The sequence below is a fragment of the Synechocystis sp. LKSZ1 genome (genome assembly GCF_040436315.1).
In the GTDB taxonomy this organism is placed as follows: domain Bacteria; phylum Cyanobacteriota; class Cyanobacteriia; order Cyanobacteriales; family Microcystaceae; genus Synechocystis.
On the sequence record NZ_AP031572.1, the window covers coordinates 2,053,268 to 2,074,971 of the forward strand.

19 protein-coding genes are annotated in these 21,704 nt (G+C 51.0%); 12 read left to right on the forward strand and 7 right to left on the reverse strand.

The window, feature by feature from the left end; translation table 11 throughout:
* The first annotated feature begins 153 nt into the window (after nucleotides 1–153).
* The 6 genes from secA to ABXS88_RS09595 all read left to right on the forward strand — a co-directional run bounded on the left by secA (nucleotide 154) and on the right by ABXS88_RS09595 (nucleotide 10,450).
* Entirely contained in the window at nucleotides 154–2,946 is a 2,793-nt protein-coding gene (gene secA, locus ABXS88_RS09570) for a preprotein translocase subunit SecA (RefSeq protein ID WP_353671816.1), read from the forward strand.
* A gap of 175 nt (nucleotides 2,947–3,121) precedes the next feature.
* Nucleotides 3,122–4,141 carry a thiamine-phosphate kinase gene (gene thiL / locus ABXS88_RS09575; protein ID WP_353671817.1) on the forward strand — a complete coding sequence of 340 codons (1,020 nt, stop codon included), beginning with the start codon at nucleotides 3,122–3,124 and terminating at the stop codon, nucleotides 4,139–4,141.
* 147 nt (nucleotides 4,142–4,288) lie between these two features.
* The gene (locus tag ABXS88_RS09580; RefSeq protein ID WP_353671818.1) at nucleotides 4,289–6,994 is read left to right on the forward strand and encodes a phycobilisome rod-core linker polypeptide; all 2,706 of its coding nucleotides are present in this window, start codon (nucleotides 4,289–4,291) and stop codon (nucleotides 6,992–6,994) included.
* 118 nt (nucleotides 6,995–7,112) lie between these two features.
* Entirely contained in the window at nucleotides 7,113–7,844 is a 732-nt protein-coding gene (radC, locus tag ABXS88_RS09585; RefSeq protein WP_353671819.1) for a DNA repair protein RadC, read from the forward strand.
* Nucleotides 7,845–7,848: 4 nt separating this feature from the next.
* Nucleotides 7,849–8,319, forward strand: a complete 471-nt coding sequence (locus ABXS88_RS09590; protein WP_353671820.1) for a hypothetical protein — start codon at nucleotides 7,849–7,851, stop codon at nucleotides 8,317–8,319.
* Nucleotides 8,320–8,545: 226 nt separating this feature from the next.
* On the forward strand, nucleotides 8,546–10,450 hold the full coding sequence (locus ABXS88_RS09595) for an ABC-F family ATP-binding cassette domain-containing protein (protein WP_353671821.1): 1,905 nt from the start codon (nucleotides 8,546–8,548) through the stop codon (nucleotides 10,448–10,450).
* A gap of 9 nt (nucleotides 10,451–10,459) precedes the next feature.
* Here ABXS88_RS09595 and ABXS88_RS09600 read toward each other — a convergent pair whose 3' ends face one another.
* The gene (locus tag ABXS88_RS09600) at nucleotides 10,460–10,891 is read right to left on the reverse strand and encodes a VOC family protein (protein ID WP_353671822.1); all 432 of its coding nucleotides are present in this window, start codon (nucleotides 10,889–10,891) and stop codon (nucleotides 10,460–10,462) included.
* 81 nt (nucleotides 10,892–10,972) lie between these two features.
* A complete protein-coding gene (locus ABXS88_RS09605; protein ID WP_353671823.1) occupies nucleotides 10,973–11,197 on the reverse strand; it encodes a riboflavin synthase subunit alpha in 225 nt (74 codons plus the stop codon).
* A gap of 435 nt (nucleotides 11,198–11,632) precedes the next feature.
* Here ABXS88_RS09605 and ABXS88_RS09610 point away from each other — a divergent pair, with 435 nt between their 5' ends.
* The 4 genes from ABXS88_RS09610 (at nucleotide 11,633) to amt (ending at nucleotide 16,404) form a co-directional block, all read left to right on the forward strand.
* Nucleotides 11,633–13,120 (forward strand): glycosyl hydrolase family 57, encoded by a 1,488-nt coding sequence (locus ABXS88_RS09610; RefSeq protein WP_353671824.1) that lies wholly within the window; start codon nucleotides 11,633–11,635, stop codon nucleotides 13,118–13,120.
* 213 nt (nucleotides 13,121–13,333) lie between these two features.
* Entirely contained in the window at nucleotides 13,334–13,528 is a 195-nt protein-coding gene (locus tag ABXS88_RS09615; RefSeq protein ID WP_353671825.1) for a hypothetical protein, read from the forward strand.
* A gap of 222 nt (nucleotides 13,529–13,750) precedes the next feature.
* Nucleotides 13,751–14,830, forward strand: a complete 1,080-nt coding sequence (locus ABXS88_RS09620; RefSeq protein ID WP_353671826.1) for a potassium channel protein — start codon at nucleotides 13,751–13,753, stop codon at nucleotides 14,828–14,830.
* Nucleotides 14,827–16,404: an ammonium transporter gene (gene amt / locus ABXS88_RS09625; RefSeq protein WP_353671827.1), complete on the forward strand. Its 1,578-nt coding sequence runs from the start codon at nucleotides 14,827–14,829 to the stop codon at nucleotides 16,402–16,404. The genes ABXS88_RS09620 and amt overlap by 4 nt, the downstream gene beginning before the upstream one ends.
* Before the next feature lie 12 nt (nucleotides 16,405–16,416).
* Here the strand turns inward: amt and ABXS88_RS09630 are convergent, their stop codons facing one another.
* The gene (locus tag ABXS88_RS09630) at nucleotides 16,417–16,701 is read right to left on the reverse strand and encodes a hypothetical protein (protein ID WP_353671828.1); all 285 of its coding nucleotides are present in this window, start codon (nucleotides 16,699–16,701) and stop codon (nucleotides 16,417–16,419) included.
* A 103-nt stretch (nucleotides 16,702–16,804) separates the two neighbouring features.
* Between ABXS88_RS09630 and ABXS88_RS09635 the strand changes: the two genes are divergently transcribed.
* Nucleotides 16,805–17,548: a hypothetical protein gene (locus ABXS88_RS09635; protein ID WP_353671829.1), complete on the forward strand. Its 744-nt coding sequence runs from the start codon at nucleotides 16,805–16,807 to the stop codon at nucleotides 17,546–17,548.
* 19 nt (nucleotides 17,549–17,567) lie between these two features.
* Entirely contained in the window at nucleotides 17,568–18,074 is a 507-nt protein-coding gene (locus ABXS88_RS09640; RefSeq protein ID WP_353671830.1) for a hypothetical protein, read from the forward strand.
* Between the two features lie 124 nt (nucleotides 18,075–18,198).
* Here ABXS88_RS09640 and ABXS88_RS09645 read toward each other — a convergent pair whose 3' ends face one another.
* The 4 genes from ABXS88_RS09645 to ABXS88_RS09660 form a co-directional block, all read right to left on the reverse strand.
* On the reverse strand, nucleotides 18,199–18,444 hold the full coding sequence (locus ABXS88_RS09645; protein WP_353671831.1) for a toxin-antitoxin system HicB family antitoxin: 246 nt from the start codon (nucleotides 18,442–18,444) through the stop codon (nucleotides 18,199–18,201).
* On the reverse strand, nucleotides 18,441–18,869 hold the full coding sequence (locus tag ABXS88_RS09650) for a putative toxin-antitoxin system toxin component, PIN family (RefSeq protein WP_353671832.1): 429 nt from the start codon (nucleotides 18,867–18,869) through the stop codon (nucleotides 18,441–18,443). The genes ABXS88_RS09645 and ABXS88_RS09650 overlap by 4 nt, the downstream gene beginning before the upstream one ends.
* A 203-nt stretch (nucleotides 18,870–19,072) precedes the next feature.
* Entirely contained in the window at nucleotides 19,073–19,666 is a 594-nt protein-coding gene (locus tag ABXS88_RS09655) for a Uma2 family endonuclease (RefSeq protein WP_353671833.1), read from the reverse strand.
* A gap of 172 nt (nucleotides 19,667–19,838) precedes the next feature.
* Entirely contained in the window at nucleotides 19,839–21,245 is a 1,407-nt protein-coding gene (locus ABXS88_RS09660) for an ammonium transporter (protein ID WP_353671834.1), read from the reverse strand.
* Nucleotides 21,246–21,704: the final 459 nt, after the last annotated feature.

The window sequence follows — 21,704 nt, forward strand, 5'->3', positions numbered from 1 at the left end:
GCTGGTTATTACCATAGCGCAAGGGGGGATCGCCGGGGAGAACTGCTTACGAATCCGCTCCAGGGCCAACCGATGCTCCTGGGCTTTCCCCGAGGTAAGCGGTGTAAAATAGACGACTACGACCCCTAATCTGAGTGAACGTTTAAAAGTCCCATGTTAAAAGCCCTGTTTGGTGACCCTAACGCCCGCAAACTGAAAAAATTTCAACCCTACGTCGCAGAAATCAATGTGCTCGAAGAAGACATTGCGACCCTTTCCGATGAAGCGTTGAAACAAAAAACAGTTGCCTTCCGCGAGGCCTTAGAAAAAGCGAGAACAGAGGCGGAAACCGAGGAAATTTTAGACGAAATTTTGCCCGAGGCCTTTGCCGTGGTGAGGGAAGCGGGGCAACGAGTCCTGGGGATGCGCCACTTTGATGTGCAATTACTGGGGGGCATTATTCTCCACAAGGGCCAAATTGCCGAGATGAAAACCGGGGAAGGTAAAACCCTAGTGGCGACCCTGCCGGCCTACCTCAACGGCTTGACGGGCAAAGGGGTGCATGTGGTCACCGTCAACGACTATCTGGCCCGGCGGGACGCGGAATGGATGGGGCAAATTCACCGCTTTTTAGGGCTGTCTGTCGGCCTGGTGCAATCCAGCATGACTCCGGAGGAACGCAAGAAAAACTACGCCTGTGATGTCACCTACACCACCAACAGTGAACTGGGCTTTGATTACCTGCGGGATAACATGGCCACCTCCATGCTGGAAGTGGTTCAAAGGCCCTTTAATTTTTGCATTATTGACGAAGTTGATTCGATTCTGATCGACGAGGCCCGGACACCATTAATTATCTCCGGCCAAGTCGAACGCCCAACGGAAAAATACATGGAAGCGGCGGCCATTGCGGCCCAACTGGAAAAAGACCGGGACTACGAAGTTGATGAGAAACAGCGCAACGTGCTCATGACCGATGAGGGCTTTGAAAAGGCCGAGACACTGTTGGAAACCCAGGATTTATTTGATAAGGACGACCCCTGGGCCCACTACATCTTTAACGCCATCAAGGCCAAGGAACTCTTTATCAAGGATGTGAACTACATCGTCCGCAATGGCGAAGTGGTGATTGTCGATGAATTTACCGGCCGGATTATGGTGGGCCGCCGTTGGAGTGACGGCCTGCACCAGGCTATTGAGGCTAAGGAACGGGTGGAAATTCAGCGGGAAAGTCAAACCCTGGCCACCATCACCTACCAAAACTTTTTCCTCCTCTATCCCAAACTTTCGGGCATGACGGGAACGGCAAAAACCGAAGAAACGGAACTAGAAAAGGTCTATAATCTCCAGGTCACCATCACCCCTACCAATCGGCCCTCGGGCCGCCGGGATTGGCCCGATGTGGTTTACAAAAATGAAATGGCCAAATGGACGGCCATTGCCAAGGAATGCGAGGAACTGCACCAACAGGGCCGCCCAATCCTAGTGGGCACAACCAGCGTCGAAAAATCGGAAGTCATCTCCCGCCTACTCCAGCAAAGCGGCATTCCCCATAACCTCCTCAATGCCCGACCGGAAAACGTTGAGCGAGAATCGGAAATTGTGGCCCAGGCCGGTCGCAAGGGGGCCGTCACCATTGCCACTAACATGGCTGGTCGGGGTACCGACATTATCCTTGGGGGAAATGCCGATTACATGGCCCGTCTCAAGGTGCGCGAGTACTTTATGCCCAAAATTGTCCGCCCCAGTGACGACGAACTGATGGCCAGTCCGGCCCTGACCACCGGGCGGGACAAACCCCAGGGATTTGGCCAGGGTAACAGCAAAAAAACAAAAAGCTGGCGTGTCTCCCCCGAAATCTACCCCACGGAAATTTCCGCCGAAACCGAGGCCCTGCTCAAGGAGGTGGTTAATTTTGCCGTCGCCGAATATGGCCTGCAAAGTCTGAGTGAATTAGAGGCTGAAGATAAACTGGCCGTTGCCTCAGAAAAGGCCCCCACCGATGACCCGGTCATCCAGAAACTGCGGCAAGTCTACAACCAAGTCAAGGCGGAATACGAAGCCTTTACCAAAGCGGAACACCAGGAAGTCGTTGCTCTAGGTGGCCTGCATGTGATCGGCACAGAACGTCACGAATCGCGGCGGATTGATAACCAGTTACGGGGCCGGGCCGGTCGTCAAGGCGACCCTGGCTCGACGCGCTTTTTCCTAAGCCTGGAAGACAACCTCCTGCGAATCTTTGGCGGAGACCGGGTGGCAGGCCTGATGGAGGCCTTCCGGGTCGAAGAAGATATGCCCATTGAATCGCGGATGCTGACGGGATCCCTGGAAGGCGCCCAGAAAAAAGTGGAAACCTACTACTACGACATCCGGAAGCAGGTCTTTGAGTACGACGAAGTAATGAACAACCAGCGTAAGGCCATCTATGCCGAACGCCGCCGTGTGCTGGAAGGTCTTGATCTCAAGGAACAGGTTTTGGTCTATGCGGAAAAAACCATGGACGAGATCGTCGATGCCTACGTCAACCCCGAACTTCCCCCCGAGGAATGGGATGTGGAGGGCATGGTCAGTAAAGTGAAGGAATTTATCTACCTATTGGAGGACATCAGTCCCGAAGACATGGGGGATATGACCGTTTCTGAGATGAAAATTTTCTTCCACGAAGAAGTCCGCAAGGCCTACGACCTCAAGGAGAAACAAGTCGATAATATTCGCCCTGGCCTAATGCGGGAAGCCGAGCGCTTTTTCATCCTGCAACAGATTGATACCCTCTGGCGAGAACACCTGCAATCCATGGAGGCCCTGCGGGAATCCATTGGCCTGCGCGGCTATGGTCAAAAAGACCCCCTGATTGAATACAAGCAGGAAGGCTACGAGATGTTCTTGGAAATGATGATCGATATTCGCCGCAATGTCGTCTATTCCCTCTTCCAGTTCCAGCCCCAACCTCAACCCCAAGCGGTGTAGGGGATCTCTCCCTCGGTTTAAGGATCACAGTAACGGAGGCTGAGAAATCAGATCATTGTTTTGAATGGGATCTCACAGAACCTTACCCCTCCGTCTCCGGCACCTCCCCTTGCGAAGGGGACAGTGGGGTCAGTTATGTCGCCGGGATTGAGAGATTCGGTATAATGCCCCCAACATGAAGACAGAACTCACGGTTCAAGCCATTGGTGAACAGGGCCTGTTGACTCAACTCCAGGCCTTTTGTCCGGCGGAGGTGATCGGGGATGATGCGGCAGTGTTGGCCCTTCCTGCTGAACAATCCTTGGTGGTCACAACGGATTTACTGGTGGAGAATGTCCATTTCAGCGACCAAACCACTTCGGCCGAAGATGTCGGTTGGCGGGCGGCGGCGGCCAACTTGTCGGATCTGGCGGCCATGGGGGCCTCGCCGGTCGGAATTACGGTGGGTTTGGGGCTGCCTGGCCACTTGTCGGTGGACTGGGTTCTCAGTCTATACCAGGGTCTGCAAGCTTGTTTGGCCCCCTGGCAGACCCCGATCCTGGGGGGTGATATTTGCCGGTCGGCCCAGATCACCGTGGCAATCACAGCCCTGGGCCAGGTTTCTCCGCAACAGGCCATTAAACGCTCAGCGGCCCGGCCGGGAGATTTAATCATTGCCTCGGGAGTGCATGGGGCCTCCCGTGCGGGTTTGGAACTCCTCCTCAATACTCAACCCATAGAGTCATCGTGTTTAACCAAAACGCAATACCAACGCTTTATCCAAGCCCATCAACGGCCCTGTCCTCGTTTAGATTGGCTCCCTATTTTGAGAGCATTACCAGCGGATATTCCCCTGGCTGGTATGGACAGTAGTGATGGTCTAGCCGATGCAGTTCTGCAAATCTGTCGGGCCAGTGGGGTCGGGGCCCAATTAGAGCAGGCCCAATTGCCGTTACCCCCAGGATTAGTGGATTGGGTTGGCCTGGAAACGGCCCTGGATTGGGCCCTGTACGGCGGCGAGGATTTTGAATTAATTTTGTGTCTGCCGCCGGCTTGCCTCCCTCGTTTGCAGGAGCAGACTAATTGTTCTGTTATTGGTCGCATCACGGTGGGGTCACAAGTATTGCTAAACCGGCCCGACCAACCGCCTCTTGAACTTTCCCTAACCCAAGGATTTCAACATTTTCAGTCTCTCGAAAATCTAAACAATTCTTAATAAAGGCCCTCAGGCAACCCGAAACGTTCTAATCTAGATGCTGATTCATTTTAAAGATCCTAATTTTATTTAGCCTTGCCGGGGCTATCTTGTATCCCTAGTTTTAAGGCAATTGCAATTTTGTTAATGGGAGATAGTTGAAATCCAATGAGTGTTAAGGCAAGTGGTGGAAGCTCATTAGCCCAACCCCAGCTATATCAAACCGTTCCCGTCTCGGCCATTAGCCAAGCGGAGCAACAGGATCGGTTTCTGGAGCGGGCCGAGCTAAATGAGTTAACAACGTATTTTCAATCGGGGGCCCTTCGTTTAGAGATTGCCCAAACGTTAACGAATAACGCTGATTTAATTGTTTCGCGGGCCGCCAATCGGATTTTTACCGGTGGGTCTCCCATGGCTTACCTCGAAAAACCACCGGTCGAATTGTCGGCCATGGCCGCAACCGCTATTGGTGCAGGGAAAACGGTGCAGGAAGGGATGACCCTGGGCACCGTTACCTACGTTGAGGGTGGCGCTGGTGGTGGTGGCTTCTTAGGTGGCCTACGGACGGTCTTTAGCAGTACGGGCCCAACGCCTCCAGGTTTTCGCCCCATCAACATCTCCCGCTATGGCCCTAGCAATATGCAAAAGTCCTTGCGGGATATTTCTTGGTTCCTGCGCTATGTGACCTATGCCATTGTGGCCGGCGACCCCAATATTATTGTGGTCAATACTCGGGGCCTGAAGGAAGTCATTGAGAATGCCTGTTCCATTGATGCCACCATCGTTGCCATTCAGGAAATGCGGGCCGCCTCCGCAGATTATTTCCGCGGTAACGACACGGCTAAGGCTATCGTCCTTGATTACTTCGACGTTCTGCTCAGTGAATTTAAGGCCCCGACCCCGGCCAACAAACTCCGCCAAGGGCCCTCTGGCGATATTCAAGGTCTGAGCCTACCCCAGAGCTATTTCAATGCGGCCGCCAAGCGACAAAAATTTGTCATGAAGCCCGGCCTCTCAGAATCGGAAAAATCCGCAGTAGTTAAAGCGGCCTATCGCCAGGTGTTTGAGCGGGATATTACTCGGGCCTACAGCCAATCTATTTCCTACTTGGAATCCCAGGTCAGAAATGGGGATATTTCCATGAAGGAATTTGTCCGCCGTTTGGCCAAGTCTCCCCTCTACCGCAAACAATTCTTTGAACCCTTTATCAATAGTCGGGCTCTAGAATTAGCCTTCCGCCATATTTTAGGTCGGGGGCCTAGTTCCCGCGAGGAAGTCCAGAAGTATTTTGCGATTGTCTCCGGTGGTGGCCTGTCGGCCCTGGTGGATGCTCTGGTGGACTCCCAGGAATACGCTGACTACTTTGGCGAAGAAACCGTTCCCTATCTCCGTGGTTTAGGCGTCGAAGCTCAGGAATGCCGCAACTGGGGGATGCAACAAGACCTGTTTAACTACAGCGCTCCCTTCCGCAAGGTGCCCCAGTTCATCACCACCTTTGCCAAGTACGACCGGCCCTTACCGGATCAGCATGTTTACGGTGCGGGCAATGACCCCCTCGAAATTCAATTTGGGGCCATTTTCCCGAAAGAAACCCGTAATCCCAGCAGTAGCCCGGCCCCCTTTAGTAAAGATACCCGCCGGATTCTGATCCATCGTGGCCCGGGTATCAACAACCAACTCAGTAATCCCGGTGCTCGGGGTGAGTTTCCTGGGTCTCTGGGTGCACCGGTGTTCCGTCTCAATAATGAGTTACCCGGTAACAGTACCAAAGGGATTAGCATTAAATTTGGGGAAAAATCCACCCAGGCCGTGATTCGCGCCGCCTATCGCCAGGTTTTTGGCCGGGATGTCTACGAGGGCCAACGCCTCTCCGTTGCCGAAATTCAACTGGAAAACGGCGACATTACGGTACGGGAATTTATCAAACGCCTGGCTAAATCCGAGGTCTTCCTCAAGCTCTACTGGACCCCCCACTACGTCTGTAAGGCTATCGAGTATATTCACCGCCGCCTCTTGGGCCGTCCCACCTACGGCCGTCAAGAAATGAACGCCTACTTTGATCTGGCCTCAAAGAAAGGGTTCTACGCCGTTGTCGATGCCATGATCGACAGCAAAGAATATGAACAGGCCTTTGGAGAAGATACCGTTCCCTACGAGCGTTACCTCACCCCCGCCGGTTTGCAACTCCGTTCTGCCCGTCCTGGAAATCTCCGGGAAGATATTGGCCAACGGGTGGATAAAGTGGAAACGCCCCGCTTTGTGGAATTGGGCCAAGTGTCCCAGGTTCGCACCGAGCCAGACATTGAGTTCCGCATCAACCAAGGGGTTTCGACCCAGCGTCAACAAAGCAAGGTCTTCAAACTGCTCACCCACACCGACAAAGTGGCCGTACAAACCACGGTGCGGGCGGCCTATCGGCAGATCTTCGAGCGGGACCTCGACCCCTATATTATTCAAGCGGAATTCACGGCCCTGGAAAGCAAACTCAGCAATGCGGAAATTACCGTTAAAGAGTTTATCGAGGGCCTGGGATGTTCGGATCTCTACATTAAAGAGTTCTATGCCCCCTATCCCAACACTAAGGTGATTGAGATGGGCACCAAGCACTTCTTGGGTCGGGCCCCCCTCAATCAGAAGGAAATCCAGAAATATAACCAAATTCTGGCCAACCAAGGGATTCGGGCCTTTATTAGCGCCATGGTTACTAGCATGGAGTACCTGCAACTGTTCGGAGAAGATACGGTGCCCTACCGTCGTTTCCCCACCCTGCCGGCGGCCAACTTCCCCAATACCGAACGGCTCTACAACAAACTCACCAAGCAAGACAGTGAAGTGGTGGTGCCCAGCTTTAAACCGGTGACCAGCCGCGTCTAAGGCCCTTCCCTACTTTCCTCGTTTAAGACTCGTCCCCACGGGTCTTTTTTTATGTTTTGTTCCCAACCCCTCTGTCAAGGTTCGGCGAGGGGAGTCAACCAGAGTTGTTAACCTTTCCATGGCCTATCGTTTACGCATTGCTGACCTCCCCAGTACCGAACGGCCCCGCGAACGCCTATTGCAAGTAGGGGCCAAGGGCCTGACCAGCGCTGAATTATTGGCGATCCTCCTGGCCACGGGTCAAGGCAAGGGCAAACTCTCCGCTGTAGGCCTCGGCCAACATATTCTTCAACAACTGGGAGAACATCGGCGCGACCCCTTGGATGTGCTACGGGAAATTCATCCCCAGGAATTGATGGCCTTTCCCGGTATTGGCCCTGCTAAAGCAACAACAATCCTCGCAGCGGTAGAATTGGGGCGGCGGGTTTTTCAAGGCCGTCCCCTGGAACGGATGCTGATCGATAGTCCCGCCAGTGCCGCCCAAGCCCTAAGCCAAGACCTGATGTGGCAGGCCCAGGAGCACTTTGCCTTGGTGATGCTAGATGTCAAAAATCGGCTCTTAGCGACCAAAATTATCACCATTGGCACCGCCACTGAAACCCTGATCCATCCCCGCGAAATTTTTCGAGAGGCCATTAAACAGGGGGCCAATCGTCTAATTGTGGCCCATAATCATCCTTCCGGTAGTTTGGAACCGAGCCCTGAAGATCTGAACCTGACCCAACTCCTCCTCCAAGCCGGTCAATTTCTCCAGGTGCCAGTGCTGGATCATTTAATCCTAGGCAACGGCAACCACTATAGTCTGCGCCAAAATACCGGACTGTGGGAACAATGGCCCCAGGGAGATTAGGTCAATGGGATACGCTCCTCTGTTATCTGCCCCTCTCTCCCTTGCTATACTAAAGGGCCGTTCTGCACTCATGGCCTGCGTGGAAACCTCTCCTTCCTCCGACCCTCGACAACAACAGTTCGAGCAATCTCTCCATTTTCTAGAGCAATCTCTCCTCACTCTCAAGGCCCGCTACAGCAAGGTCAAGGCCCATCAGCAAAGACGCCTTGATCTCGAACAACACCGCCATGACTTAGAGGCCCAGTGGCAGTTAGAACAGTTACCAGACTTAGAAAAAGACTTACAAGCCCTCCAGGAACAACAACAGGCCCTGGAGTTGGAACTTGAAAGCGAATTACTAACCAATACCCAATTACAAACCTTGTTTTGGCAGGGCCTGCGCCAGGGGATTTTGGGAGATGCTTTTTGGCAAATTCTTCGCTTCGGTGGCCTGGGTCTGGTTCTCGGTTGGCTTCTCAAGGCCTGGGCTGGCTAATCCTAAGTTTCACAATCCGTTAATTAATGACAGCCTCTTTCGTTCAATAATACCCATCGAGTATCCAAGAAAGTCACTGTCGTCTTAGTTCAGAAGGTTAATCTAGGTCTTTCCTGGGCTGTTACGATAGGGATCCCTCCCCAAACCTGAATTTGAGTTTGATTCAGAGAGGGAACTCCCCTGGGTTCTGCCCTATCCCGATTACCGACTCTATTTCCTGCTTTCTATGGCCTTAATTGTTGTTCGTTCCCTCAAAAAAGATTTTGGTATCAAGGAAGTGCTGAAGGATGCGAGTTTCAGTCTTGAAGCCGGTGACCGCTTGGGCCTGATCGGTACCAATGGTTCGGGCAAGTCAACCCTGTTAAAGATCCTGGCCGGCCTGGAAACCTACGACAGCGGCGAATGCTGGTTCAATAGTAGTGCCAAGGTGATCTATCTGCCCCAACAACCGGATTTGACAGAAAGTAACACTGTTCTAGAGCAGGTCTTTGCCGATTGTGGTGAAAAGTTTGAGTTAGTTAAACAGTACGAAGGCGTTTCGGATCAACTGGCGGAGGGCCATGGGGATAGCGAAAAATTACTCAGCCGCCTGGCCCAGCTATCGGAGCAGATGACGATAACTGGGGCCTGGGAACTGGAAACCCAAGCCAAAATTGTTCTCAGTCAACTGGGGATTGAGCATCTGGATCGCAAGGTGGGGGAACTATCGGGCGGTTATCGCAAACGGGTAGCCATTGCCGCGGCCCTCTTGGCAGAACCGGATGTGTTGCTGATGGACGAACCAACCAACCATCTGGATGCCCTGACGGTGGAATGGCTCCAGGGCTATTTGCAACGATTTCGCGGGGCCTTGTTACTGATTACCCACGACCGCTATTTTTTAGATCAAGTCACCAATCGTATTCTGGAAATTGACCAGGGCGATCTCTACAGCTACGACGGCAATTATGCCTACTATCTAGAAAAAAAAGCCGAAGCAGAGGAGTCGATCCAAAGCAGTCAACGCAAGCATCGGGGCGTTCTACGACGGGAATTGGAATGGCTTAAACGGGGCCCAAAAGCCCGCAGTACCAAGCAAAAGGCCCGCATTGACCGGATTCGAGATATGCAGGAACAAACCTTTAAAACGGCCCAGAGCAAGGTAGATCTCTCCACCGCCGGACGACGCATCGGTAAGAAAGTAGTTGACCTAGAGAATATCAGCAAGGCCTTTGGGGAACGCACCCTAATCCAAGACTTTTCCTATATCTTTACCCCGGAAGACCGGATCGGCATTGTCGGCAAAAATGGGGTCGGCAAATCGACCTTGATGAATATGATTACGGGCCGCTTAGCACCGGATAGTGGCCGAGTTGAAATTGGTTCTACCATTCATTTTGGTTACTTTGACCAGCACTCCGATGATCTGGCCCTGAAACCGGAACAGCGAGTGATTGACTACCTTAAAAGCGTGGCGGAACTGGTAAAAACCGCTGATGGCCAGGTGATTACCGCCTCGCAAATGCTGGAACGCTTTCTCTTTCCTCCCAACCAGCAGTATGCCCCCATTGAAAAATTATCCGGCGGCGAAAAACGGCGTTTATTCCTGTTGCGGGTTTTGATGCAGGCCCCCAACGTGTTGATTTTAGATGAGCCAACCAATGATCTAGATGTGCAGACATTGGGAGTTCTCGAAGACTATCTGGAAGACTTTAATGGTTGCGTGATTGTCGTTTCCCACGACCGCTACTTCCTGGATCGTACCGTTGATACGATCTTTGCCTTTGAAGGGGAAGGAAAATTACGGCAATATCCTGGTAACTATTCCCTCTATCTAGACCAGGTAGCGGCCCAAAAAGCCGAGGAAAGTCAGGAGAAAGACGTTACGGTTAAATCCCCGAAGACGGAAACCCCGGCCCCGAAAACCAGCAAAGCCCAGAAACTATCCTTCAAGGAAAAGCGAGAATACGAACAATTGGAACAACAAATTCCCGCTTTAGAAGCAGAAAAGGAACAAATCGAACAACAACTCTACCAAGGCGCGAATGCAGACTTCAGCCAACTCCAACAACTCACCGCCCGCCTAAGTGAAATCACTAACACCCTCGACCAGGCCATGGAACGCTGGCTAGAACTCGCCGAAAGGGCCTAGAAATAAGGCCTAGCGGTCTCCTACAGCGGCAAATTCCCGCTGGCCAAAAATCGCTTCAGGATAGCGATAAAACTTGAACTCCAGCAGATTGTGGAAAGGATCGGCGATGAAAAAGGTAGAATGCTCCGTCATTTCCCCTGCAAACCGTAATTTCGGGGCAATCACAAAAGGAATGGCCTGGGCCTGAACCCGGTCGCAGAACTGTTGCCAGTGTTCTGCTTGCAAAAAGACGAGGCCAAAGTGACGGGGATAAATGCCCTGTTGGGGCGACAAGGGTTCTGCTGTTTTATGGGCCACCACCTGATGACCATAGAAATTCAGGATCAGGGCCTGGGGGGTTTCTCGTCCGGCCTGACACCCCAAGCGCTCACAGTAAAATGCCTTGGTTTGGGAAATATCTGTAACCGGGATGGCCAGATGGAAAAGACTAGGATAATCCATGGTAGATCAAGCGCAACACATCGTTAAAACAATCAAGCACATCAAAAAAATCAAGCACATCGAATCGCCCAAGCATTGGCCCTAGTCGAGGGGATGGGGGGAAGACCAATGGTAAAAACGCTCCAAACCAATCGGAATTGCAATCAGGGTCAACTTTAAGGCCCAGGGCGCACAGACCAAGGTCAACAAGAGAGAGAGAATGGCCACGCATCCCAAAGCCGCCCGGACAACTTCTTCCCGAATATTCAGACAGAAGGCGGCAGAGAGAAAGGCAACGACCAATGAAACAAGGGAGAGAACAACCATTTCAACAAACCAGTCCTAACAGACGATGAAAAAAGGCCCTACAGCAAGTCCCACAGTTATCTTTGACTGGTTCGTCGCAAAGCAACAGTCAATCGGGCACTTAATAATGGGTTTGCTATTTAGGCAGACAGAGAAAAATTAGCTTTGGGTTGGATTATATATCCAAAAATTGCGGCGGTATAGAGTCGCCTGAACACTATAGCATAAAAAAATCTATGGAGATTGATGCGGCTAATTCGACAGATTAAAGCGTACATTAGTATTTCTGGAGCAGGGCCAGCAAATCGGCTAGTGGTTGTCGCTGGGGGATATTGGAATAAAAATCAGGGCTTTGACTGCAGAAAAAGTCGGCATTTGTCAAGACTCCTTGACCCCCAATAAGATTAGTTCGCCTAAATGATAAGATTAGCAAAGCTTATACAAAGGAAGATTTCTATGGTTGCAACGATGCCCACTCCAGTCCAAGCCGCGACGGGATTGCCCCCCATTGCTGGAGCAGAAGCAAAGATTCTAGAAGTCGTAAATCATAATGACCCGGTTTTTCTGCCGACGACCAACCTCCGCTTGGAGAATATTACTTCGGCCTTTGCCTGTGCGCTCCACATGCACCAGCCCACCATTCCAGCGGGCCAACGGGGAGAATTGATTTCCAACTTACAGTACATGTACGAACACCCCGGTGAGGGAGATAACCACAACGCCGATCCCTTTGCCTGGTGTTATCAGCGCATGGGGGAAATCATCCCGCAGTTAATCGAAGCCGGCGGTAATCCGCGCATTATGTTGGACTACTCAGGAAATTTGCTCTGGGCCTTTCAACAGATGCAACGTCAAGATATTTTTGACAATTTGACTCGGCTCACCTGTGACCCCCGTTACCAACCCTACGTCGAATGGCTGGGAACCATGTGGAGTCATGCCGTGGCCCCTTCGACCCCCATTCCTGACCTGAAATTACAGATCCTGGCCTGGCAACAACATTTTGCCTCCATCTTTGGCTACGAGGCCCTGAAGCGCGTCAAGGGTTTTTCGCCGCCGGAAATGCACCTGCCCAACCATCCCGACACTCTGTATGAATACATCAAGGCCCTGAAGGAATGCGGTTATCGTTGGCTGATGGTGCAAGAACATACCGTAGAGCGTCTGGATGGCTCCGGCCTGCACCACGGTCAAAAATATACGCCCAACCGACTGGTGGCCACCAACTCCCATGGGGAAACCATCAGTATTATTGCGCTGATCAAAACCCAGGGGTCAGACACCAAATTAGTAGCCCAGATGCAACCCTACTACGAAGCTAAGAGCCTTGGACGGGAATCCCTGGGCGGCCGTTCTATTCCAGCCCTGGTCACCCAGATTGCGGATGGTGAAAATGGTGGGGTGATGATGAACGAATTTCCCCCGGGCTTTACCCAGGCCCATCACCAAATTGCCCAGGAAGGTGGGGGGACTGTGGGAACGGTTCCGATTAATGGCACAGAATACCTGGAATTACTGGCAGCAGCTGGCATTAGCGACGAGGATTATCCCGAAATTCAGGCCAGTCAACAGCACAAAATTTGGCAACGGGTGGATCGTCAAAATCCCAGCCCCGAGGCCATTGAAGCGGCCATTACGGAACTGAACCAAATAGATCATCAATTCCACATGGATGGAGCCTCCTGGACGAATAATTTGAGCTGGGTGCAGGGCTATGAAAACGTCTTAGAACCGATGAATAAACTCAGCGCTCTGTTCCACCAGAAGTTCGATGCCTTAGTGGCCCAAGACCCTAGCGTTACCCAGCGAGCCGACTACCAAGAATCCTTGTTGTACACGATGTTGGTGGAAACCAGTTGCTTCCGCTACTGGGGCCAAGGCACCTGGACAGACTATGCTCGAGAACTCTATCGCCGGGGAGAGACCTTGCTAGAACACAGCTAATATCAGGGATTCTGTCCACTAGCGACTAATTGTTAACGCTCTGGGGCCGACCCAGGGCGATTTCGGTTTTTTGAAGGGGCCTTAACTCCCTTTCTTTCCATGTGATGGGTCTAACCTTTGGCTCAAATCCTTGCTAATTACCGTTTTGGTGGGACTGACATCACCCTCAGGCTCCCCCTATGCTGAAGACAGCCTAAAAAAAGAGTCCCTCCGATGACTACTACCTCCTCTGCTCCCACTCTCTTCCGCAACTACCTTGCCGCCGCCATCACTGTTGTCCTACTCAGTACAGGGATTAGTGAACTCGTCAATAGCCCTTCCCGCCTTGCCCAGCAACAAAAACTGGACGGCTATGGTTACTACGTCAGTGCCGGGCTAGTGAGTTATGCCAAATCTTCCCTCAAATAGCAAGAGGGCCAGGGAATCCCGGTTCGATCCTGAGACTGAATTGACGAGAGCGTCAAAAGGACTACGACTATCGAGGTTGCATCCAATTCCTAGCTTGGATGGTTGCCCATCCGTTATCAAGAATTTCAGCAATTGTTGTTTTGCCTACAATCTCTAGCCGGTGGGCCAAGGTACAAACAGAGGGATGTGTCGGGGAAAGGCCGCTCTCAACACCAGCCGGGTATGCAAAATTCCAGTAAACGAATCCAAATGGGGGTGCTATTTTTTATCATCACCCTCGTTTTTTCGACCCTCGGCTACAAACTGTTTGGCTGGACAACCCTAGAGGCCATTTACATGGTGGTGATTACTATTTTTGGGGTCGGCTACGGAGAAGTTCGTCCCCTGGTGACGCCCACCGAACGAATTTTTACCATGTTGGTGATTTTGGCCGGTACCACTTCGGCGGTTTACATTGTGGGGGGATTTGTGCAAATGGTCACAGAAGGAGAGATCCATCGGGCCTTAGATAATCAGCAACGTCAGCGACAGATCGCCCATCTGGCCCACCACACTATTATTTGCGGTTTTGGGCGTATGGGCCAGGTCTTAGCCAAGCAACTGGACGAGGCCGGCATTGCCTTTGTGGTGATCGATAACCAACCCCAGCAGATTAGTCTGGCGGAAAAACTGGGCTACTTGGCCCACTGTGGTGATGCCACCCGCGAGGAACAGTTGCATAGCGTCAACATTATGACAGCCAAGTGTTTAGCCACGGTGCTTCCCGAGGATGCTACCAATGTGTTTATTACCCTGACGGCACGGGAACTGAATCCTAATTTGATGATTCTGGCTCGGGGAGAGGTGCCTGAAACCGAGCGCAAATTACGTCTGGCCGGGGCTAATCGCGTTATTTTACCGTTGACGGTGGGGGCCATCCAGATGGCCAACCTGATTACCCAATCCAACCTCCGGGACTTCCTTAATCGGCCCGATGAGCGGGGCTATCTCAATGACCTCTTGGCCAATATTGATGTGCAGTTGGATGAATTAACGGTTTTGGCGGATTCTCCGGCCCTGGGCCGAACCATTATGGAAATGGAAGTCCGCAGTAAGGGGGCCTTTATTGTGGTGGCCCTGCGCCAGGCCGACGGTCGGACGCTTCTCCATCCCCATCCATCCCAAATCTTGAACGACCACGACACCATCATTGTCCTGGGCCATCGGCAGGAAATTCCCCGCTTTGCGGAACGCTACCAGTTCCAGCGCAAGCAGTTGCATACCCCGAATCTTCGTCCCCTTTCCCTGCCCTCTTCCCCATGATTGATACCCTCTGGTTGCTTCTCTGTTCGGGACTGGTTTTTCTGATGCAGGCGGGCTTTATGTGTCTAGAATCTGGCCTGACCCGCTCTAAGAATAGTATCAATGTTGCTATTAAAAATTTGGCAGATTTTGGCATCTCCGTGATTTTGTTCTGGAGCTTTGGTTTTGCCCTGATGTTTGGTCTATCCCAGGGCGGTTGGTGGGGGGAAGGGGCCCTTTTTCCCAATTTTTCGGAATCCCCTAATCAAGCGGTCTTTTTTCTGTTCCAGGCCATGTTTTGCGGTACCTCCACCACCATTATTTCTGGGATTGCAGCGGAACGCTTGAAGTTCATGGCCTATCTGCTGATTGCGGCTCTCGTCTCCGGCCTAATCTATCCCCTCTTTGGCCATTGGGCCTGGAATAGTAATGTAGCCCTAGAGGGCCTGGCCACGACGGCCGGGGGTTGGCTCCAGAAATTAGGCTTTGTGGATTTTGCGGGCTCAACGGTGGTGCATAGCCTGGGGGCCTGGGTCGGCCTGGCAACCATTTTACAGATTGGCCCCCGTCAAGGACGATTTCCCCAAGCGGGGGAAGCCGTCAAAATTCAAGGCTCAAATATGCCCTTTTCTGTACTGGGAACCCTGCTACTCTGGTTTGGTTGGATTGGTTTTAACGGCGGCAGCACTTTTGCGCTGAATGACCAAGTACCCAGTGTCATCGTCAATACGGTCATGGCAGGGGCCGGGGGCATGATCATGGCTATTGCCTTGAGCCACTTCAAGGAACGGGCCGTGATGGTCGAGACTTTAATGAATGGTTCCTTGGCCGGATTAGTGGCGATTACCGCCGGGGCCAATGTAGTTTCCACACCGATGGCCGTGATTATTGGCGCAACTGGGGCCGCGGTCATGGTTTTAGTTGTTCAATTGCTCGAGCACTGGCAAGTGGATGATGCGGTGGATGGTATTGCGGTACATGGGGGCGGTGGCATCTGGGGAACGCTCTGCGTGGCCCTGTTTGGCCAGTTGGATTTGATCGATACCGGCCTGAGTCGGGGCAGTCAATTGTTGGTGCAACTTTTGGGGATTGTTAGTTGCGGCCTGGTGGCCTTTGGCATCACTTGGCTGGTGCTGGCGGGCTTAGGCCGCGTTTATCGGCTTCGCATTAGTCCAGAAGAAGAGGATATTGGCCTGAATGTCTCAGAACATCGGGCTACCACCGAAACCTATGATCTTTTCCAAGTGATGGATCGTCAAGCTAGAACCCATGATTTAAGCCTGCGGGTTCCCGTCGAACCCTTTACGGAAATTGGCCATATTGCCCTACGTTATAACCAAGTGCTAGAGGCCTTTGAGGCGCGGCACCATCAAAGCGTCGAAGATTTAGCACAAATTTATTATGTTACGGCGGCCCTCGTGGCAGCTATTGAGCACAACACCTTTCGGGCCGATCAATTGGGTCTAGAGGAAGTTTGTGCCCGCACCGATGAGTTGGGGGCCTTGGCCCGTGCCATTCAACAGATGGCCGAGGCATTGCAGGCCAAGGAACAGGAACTCGCTGAGCTGCGCTCTATCGAGAATCCTAAGGCCTGATACCAGCCTTGTTTAGTCCCGGTGGCGTTCCGGCTGGCCGTAGCGTTGGCCGTAGTAATTGATAATATCTTCAAGTATTTGCTGGCCCTGGGGGCCTAAATCCGTCGGATAGCTCAAACGCAGGCCACCGACCTGACTCTGGGCGTAGTCAAACTGGGTTGCGGTCTGAGGCAGAAGTTCTGTCGCTATCCCCTCGACTTGACGGAGATGAGCGGCAATTTCTCGGTACACCGCCAGCGGCAGTTGGGGATAAATGAGGGTTTCTGTTTGAGTCTTGAGGGTCGTTTCCAGTGTCATAAGAATTGAAAAGTAGTGTGATGTTGCTACTGCCAGGCCAGAACTTTTCTGCTAATATGGGAGCAGTGTTCATGAGTTATCATGTTCTGGTTGAGGAGCGACAATGAAAAAGTTTTGGCGATTTTCTATCGGTATCTTACCGTTATTTTTACTGGCAAGTTGTGGCGGGGCTCCAGAAGAACAAGCAAATACCCCAGCCTCCCCTGCGCCTACGACGGGGCAAGCTAGTCCGCCTCCTGTCCCATCGGCCAATGCTCCGCTCCCACCAAGCACTGAGACGCCTGATCAAACAATTCTCTCCAGTGCGCAAATTCAATCTGCGGGATTGATTCCCTCCACTAATCCCCAAGAGAGATTAAAAGATATTAAAAAAACAAGAAATAATCCCTTCGAGTTGATGCCGGTTCCGGTTATTAAGGTTCAAAAGCCAGTAACTCCCGCTAACAACAACCAGCCCCAAGCCCAAGGAAGCAAGCCTGCAAACGCATCGAGCCAAGTCGCAATAAAGCCAGGTCAGGCCGGTTCCATGACCAATCGTCCTGGGTTAGGAACTGAACCCATTATTCCGGCACTTCCCAATACAAAAGAAGCCGAGAGTGTCGTTGTGTACGGCATTATTGATTTTCCTGAGTATCCCGTTGCGATTATTCAAACCGGAAATGAACCCGTTGCCCAGAGTGTGACTGCTAGAACAACCCTCCGAGACCCTCTTAAACCCTCAGAAGTTGTAGCAGTAGAATCCATTCAGGGTAATACCGTGAGCTTGGGACAAAATGGACAAACTATCCTTAAACAGGTGGGCGAAGAGTCAAAAACCATGACCAAGACTGGCGTAACTCCGCAATAATCCATCCTCGAATATATCTATGTTCAAGTCGTATATTCCTCAGACCATAGCTTTAATAGGTTTTGTTTCTCTAGTTCCTTGGCCGGCTGAAGCCAATAACATCGCAGAGTACTATCCGCCTGGCCGTGGGGTTTGCTACATCATTACGAACGAGCGACAGAGCTACAATTTGACCAAAGTACGACCTGGGGTTTATGGTATACCCCCTGTTTGTGATTTCTCAACCTATAAAGCACCTGTACCGACCAATCCTACCAACGCGCCATCCAGTTCTCCTGATTCAACGACGTCTAATCCGGCTAATCCAATCGGCCAAAATCAGATTACGCCAGCGCCGCCACCCCCACCAGTCGCCCCTGCGCCGCCACCACCTTCGGGCTATCAGCGCTTTTCAGGAACTGCTCCTGTTGATCCTAATAACACCAATAATCCATCCTCTTCCCCTCCCCCTTCGGCTTATCAGCGCTATACGGGAACAGCCCCAACGGGACAGACTGGAACCAATAGTACTAATCCTCCCAATTAAAGCTACCGATTTTTCCGCCTCTGCCTCTGGCATGTTCCCTAGCTAAGGGCCGGCTGGAGGTAACCTAGCTGGGTTGTCACGCTTTAGAGATTTGTCATAACAGGCGGCCAAGGGGAGCGATTGGTTAAATAGTTGGCATCTGGTCGTAGGCCTCTGCCTCAACGTCAGGTACTTTAGCCAAGATTGCCTCATATTTTTCGCGATTTCCCCGTTTGGCCCTTTCCAGTAGATAATTTTCCGTCATTAATGCTGAAAGCTTCTCCGCGATCGCTGTAGATATAAATTGATCGATAGAAATTCCATCGCGGCTTGCTAGATCGTACAGGCTTTTCTGTAATGAATCAGGAATTTGAACTTGAATGGTACTCATGGCAACTTTCCTATGCGTCGTAAGAAACTGGAAGGCTCAAGCAGACTTAGTCCAAATTGCTCAACGCCTGCAAAGTCACGGGTGTTATATGTAATTATACTTTGACATCCTGCTTTAACGGCAAGCTCCAAGACCATATCGTCTTTGGGATCACGCAAGAAGGGTCGCCAAAGGAAGAAAATTTCATGAGGTATTCCAACCGAGCAGTAGAAATCAATTAGGTCATCTAATTCTTCTCGATTCAGACGAAGTTTTGGCAACTCGCGCAGCAAGACATCTGTATATTCCAAGACAAGAGGGACTGACAGGTGAATATCAAACTGTCCAGTTCCTATCATGGTAAGCACTTTAAATGCACTGCCACGCCTAGATCTCAGACCCGCAACAATGACGTTAGTATCAACAACAACTTGAGGAATTGACATTTACATCTACAGGCATCAACACTTTAAGTAACCAAGAATTCGATTGGGTTGATTGAGTTAATAGTTAGAAACGAACAGCCTACTAAACACAGTAATAAGCTAATCGTGATTAACTGTGGCATTTTGTTGAGCATAGCCTATTTGGCCAGCTTTATAATTTCCGTCTATCAGCGCTACACAGGAACAGGCCCTCAGCCTACACCTTAGAGCGCCGTCTCTTCCTCTAGCGTTTCTAGAGTGACGTTTTCATAAATTACTGTCACAGGACAGGCAAAATCAATACTGGCAATCAGCAGGGTGTCATCGCTTTCAAAGTCCCGGTAGCCCCACATCTCTGCGGACTGCCTTTGATACATTTCCACTAGTATTTGATCGGTATTGATCAAAAGATATTCCTGCAAACTGGGAAGCTGACGATAACATCTCAGTTTGTGGGTGCGGTCATAGCTAGCTGTGCTGGGAGAGAGGACTTCTATCATTACCTTGGGGTGTTGAATCCACTTCGTTGCTTGCTGATCATCAGGGTGACAACTCACCACCAGATCAGGATAAAAATAGCGATTCTGTTTTGGAGATCGCACTTTGACATCCGACATATTGACACGGCACCCTCGTTTTTGGAGGTGAGAACGCAGGGCCAGGAGTAGATTAATAGCAATGTCGTTATGGGGAATCGTCCCGCCGACCATGGCAATAATTGCACCGTCGATATATTCGTAGCGCGTATCCTGCTGTTCCTCCCAGGCGAGGTAGGCTTCAGGGGACATGGGGGCCGGAAAACTAGAATGAGCAATCATGATTTTTGATGGGTGAGGGGTTCAAGGGTTAGCCGCACCCCAGGTTCTTGATAATCAGGGCCATCGTCGCAAAAATGGGGTTACTGTTCAATGATAGGGCTAGCTTCTAATCAGCCAGCATTTAAAAACCCCGCTAAAGAACGGGGTCTGTCGATAACCAATAGACTAACGCTTAATGTCCACCGCTAAGACCACCTCCAAACTCTTCACCGTAGGCCTCTTCACCGTGGTCATTAATATCCATGCCTTGCAACTCGGCCTCTGGTTTTAAGCGTAGCCCTACCACCAGATCCACTACCTTGAGAATGATAAAAGTACCTATTCCAGCAAAAAGATAGGTCACAACAACTGCCAATATCTGAATTAAGACTTGTTGTGGATTGCCCGATAACAATCCATCTTTCCCAGCACTATTGACGGCCGTTGTGGCAAACACGCCAGTGAGAATGGCCCCCACTGTACCACCAACCCCGTGAACAGGGTAGGTATCCAGACTATCATCAATGCCGAGCTTAACCTTATAGCTAATGGCGAAGAAACAACAGGTGGCTGTAATGGCGCCGATTAAGATGGCAGAGAGTGGAGTCACAAAACCGGCCGCTGGCGTAATTCCCACCAAACCAGCGACAGCTCCCGTTGCAGCGCCGACTGCCGTAGGTTTGCCCCGTAGAACTTGTTCTAAAATAAGCCACATCACCATTCCAGCCGCAGCCCCAGTATTGGTACAGACAAAACTAATTGTTGCCAGTCCACCAGAGGCCAACGCGCTACCGCCATTAAAACCAAACCAACCAAACCACAATAAACCTGCCCCTAACAGAATGAAAGGAACATTGTGGGGAGCCGACAAGCGATCAGGGTAGTTTTTCCGCTTACCAATCACGACCGCTGCCACAATTGCCGAAACACCGGAGGCAATATGCACCACGGTTCCTCCTGCAAAGTCTAGTGCATTAACTCCCCCTAGAAGGCCAAGAAAACCACCTTTCCCCCAAACCATGTGGGCCATAGGAGAGTAAATAAAGGTAGACCATAAAACAACGAAGAGAACATAAGCTTTAAAACTAATGCGCTCTACAATGGCCCCAGAAATCAAGGCCGGAGTAATAATGGCAAACATTCCCTGAAAGATCATGAAAGCTTGGTGCGGGATCGTTGGTGCATAGCTGAGTAACTCTTCCGGTGCACTCCCCTTCAGGTAATCTGTGGTTTCTACGCCAACACCATTTAAAAACATCCATTTAAAACTCCCAATGAAGGGATTACCGGGATCAAAGGCCAGGGAATAACCCCAGAGGATCCACGTCACGCCCACAATTCCCATGAGAATAAAACTCATCATCAGGGTATTGAGAACATTCCGTTTGGCCACAAAGCCTCCATAGAAAAAGGCCAGGCCTGGCGTCATCAATAAAACCAATGCAGAAGAAGCGAGCATCCAAGCTGTGTCGGCTGCCACTTGCGCAGTTGCCAGCTTTTCGTCCAAAGTGGGTTCTGCTCCAACCCCCAGTATCGGTAAGGTTACCCAAAGAATGAGGCTGAGGACGCCCACTGAAGTGATGTACTTTATTTTATTCATGTAAAGGTTTTATTCCTCTAGACAAGCTGTGTGACTTATGATTTACTTTGCCATGCAAAAGAGCGATGGCTTTTTAAAGAAAGTGCGAAGTTCATACCTAAACGAAAATTGATCACCTCCAGGAAAATTGAGTCAAAAAATAAACCCTTTGCTTCTTTATTTGGGAGCTTACCAGGTAATCATTTCAGCGCCATCTAGAAATGAGGGGCGTTGACTTCCTTCGGTAGAAGAAGGCTTGCCATTTTTTTGATATATGCTAAAAGGCAAAGGGCTTATTAAGATGTCTATTTTGCAGCTCTGTGCTTACGATTGAATCAATTCTATTTTTACGAAACAGTATCAAGGAATACATAAATAGCCTATCTCAAGGTTATCCTTTGACCGCACTAGGGCTAGACTCGAACAGTAAACTAAAGTCAGTAAACAACTTGAACTAATTTGCAGAGATTTTTATGACTC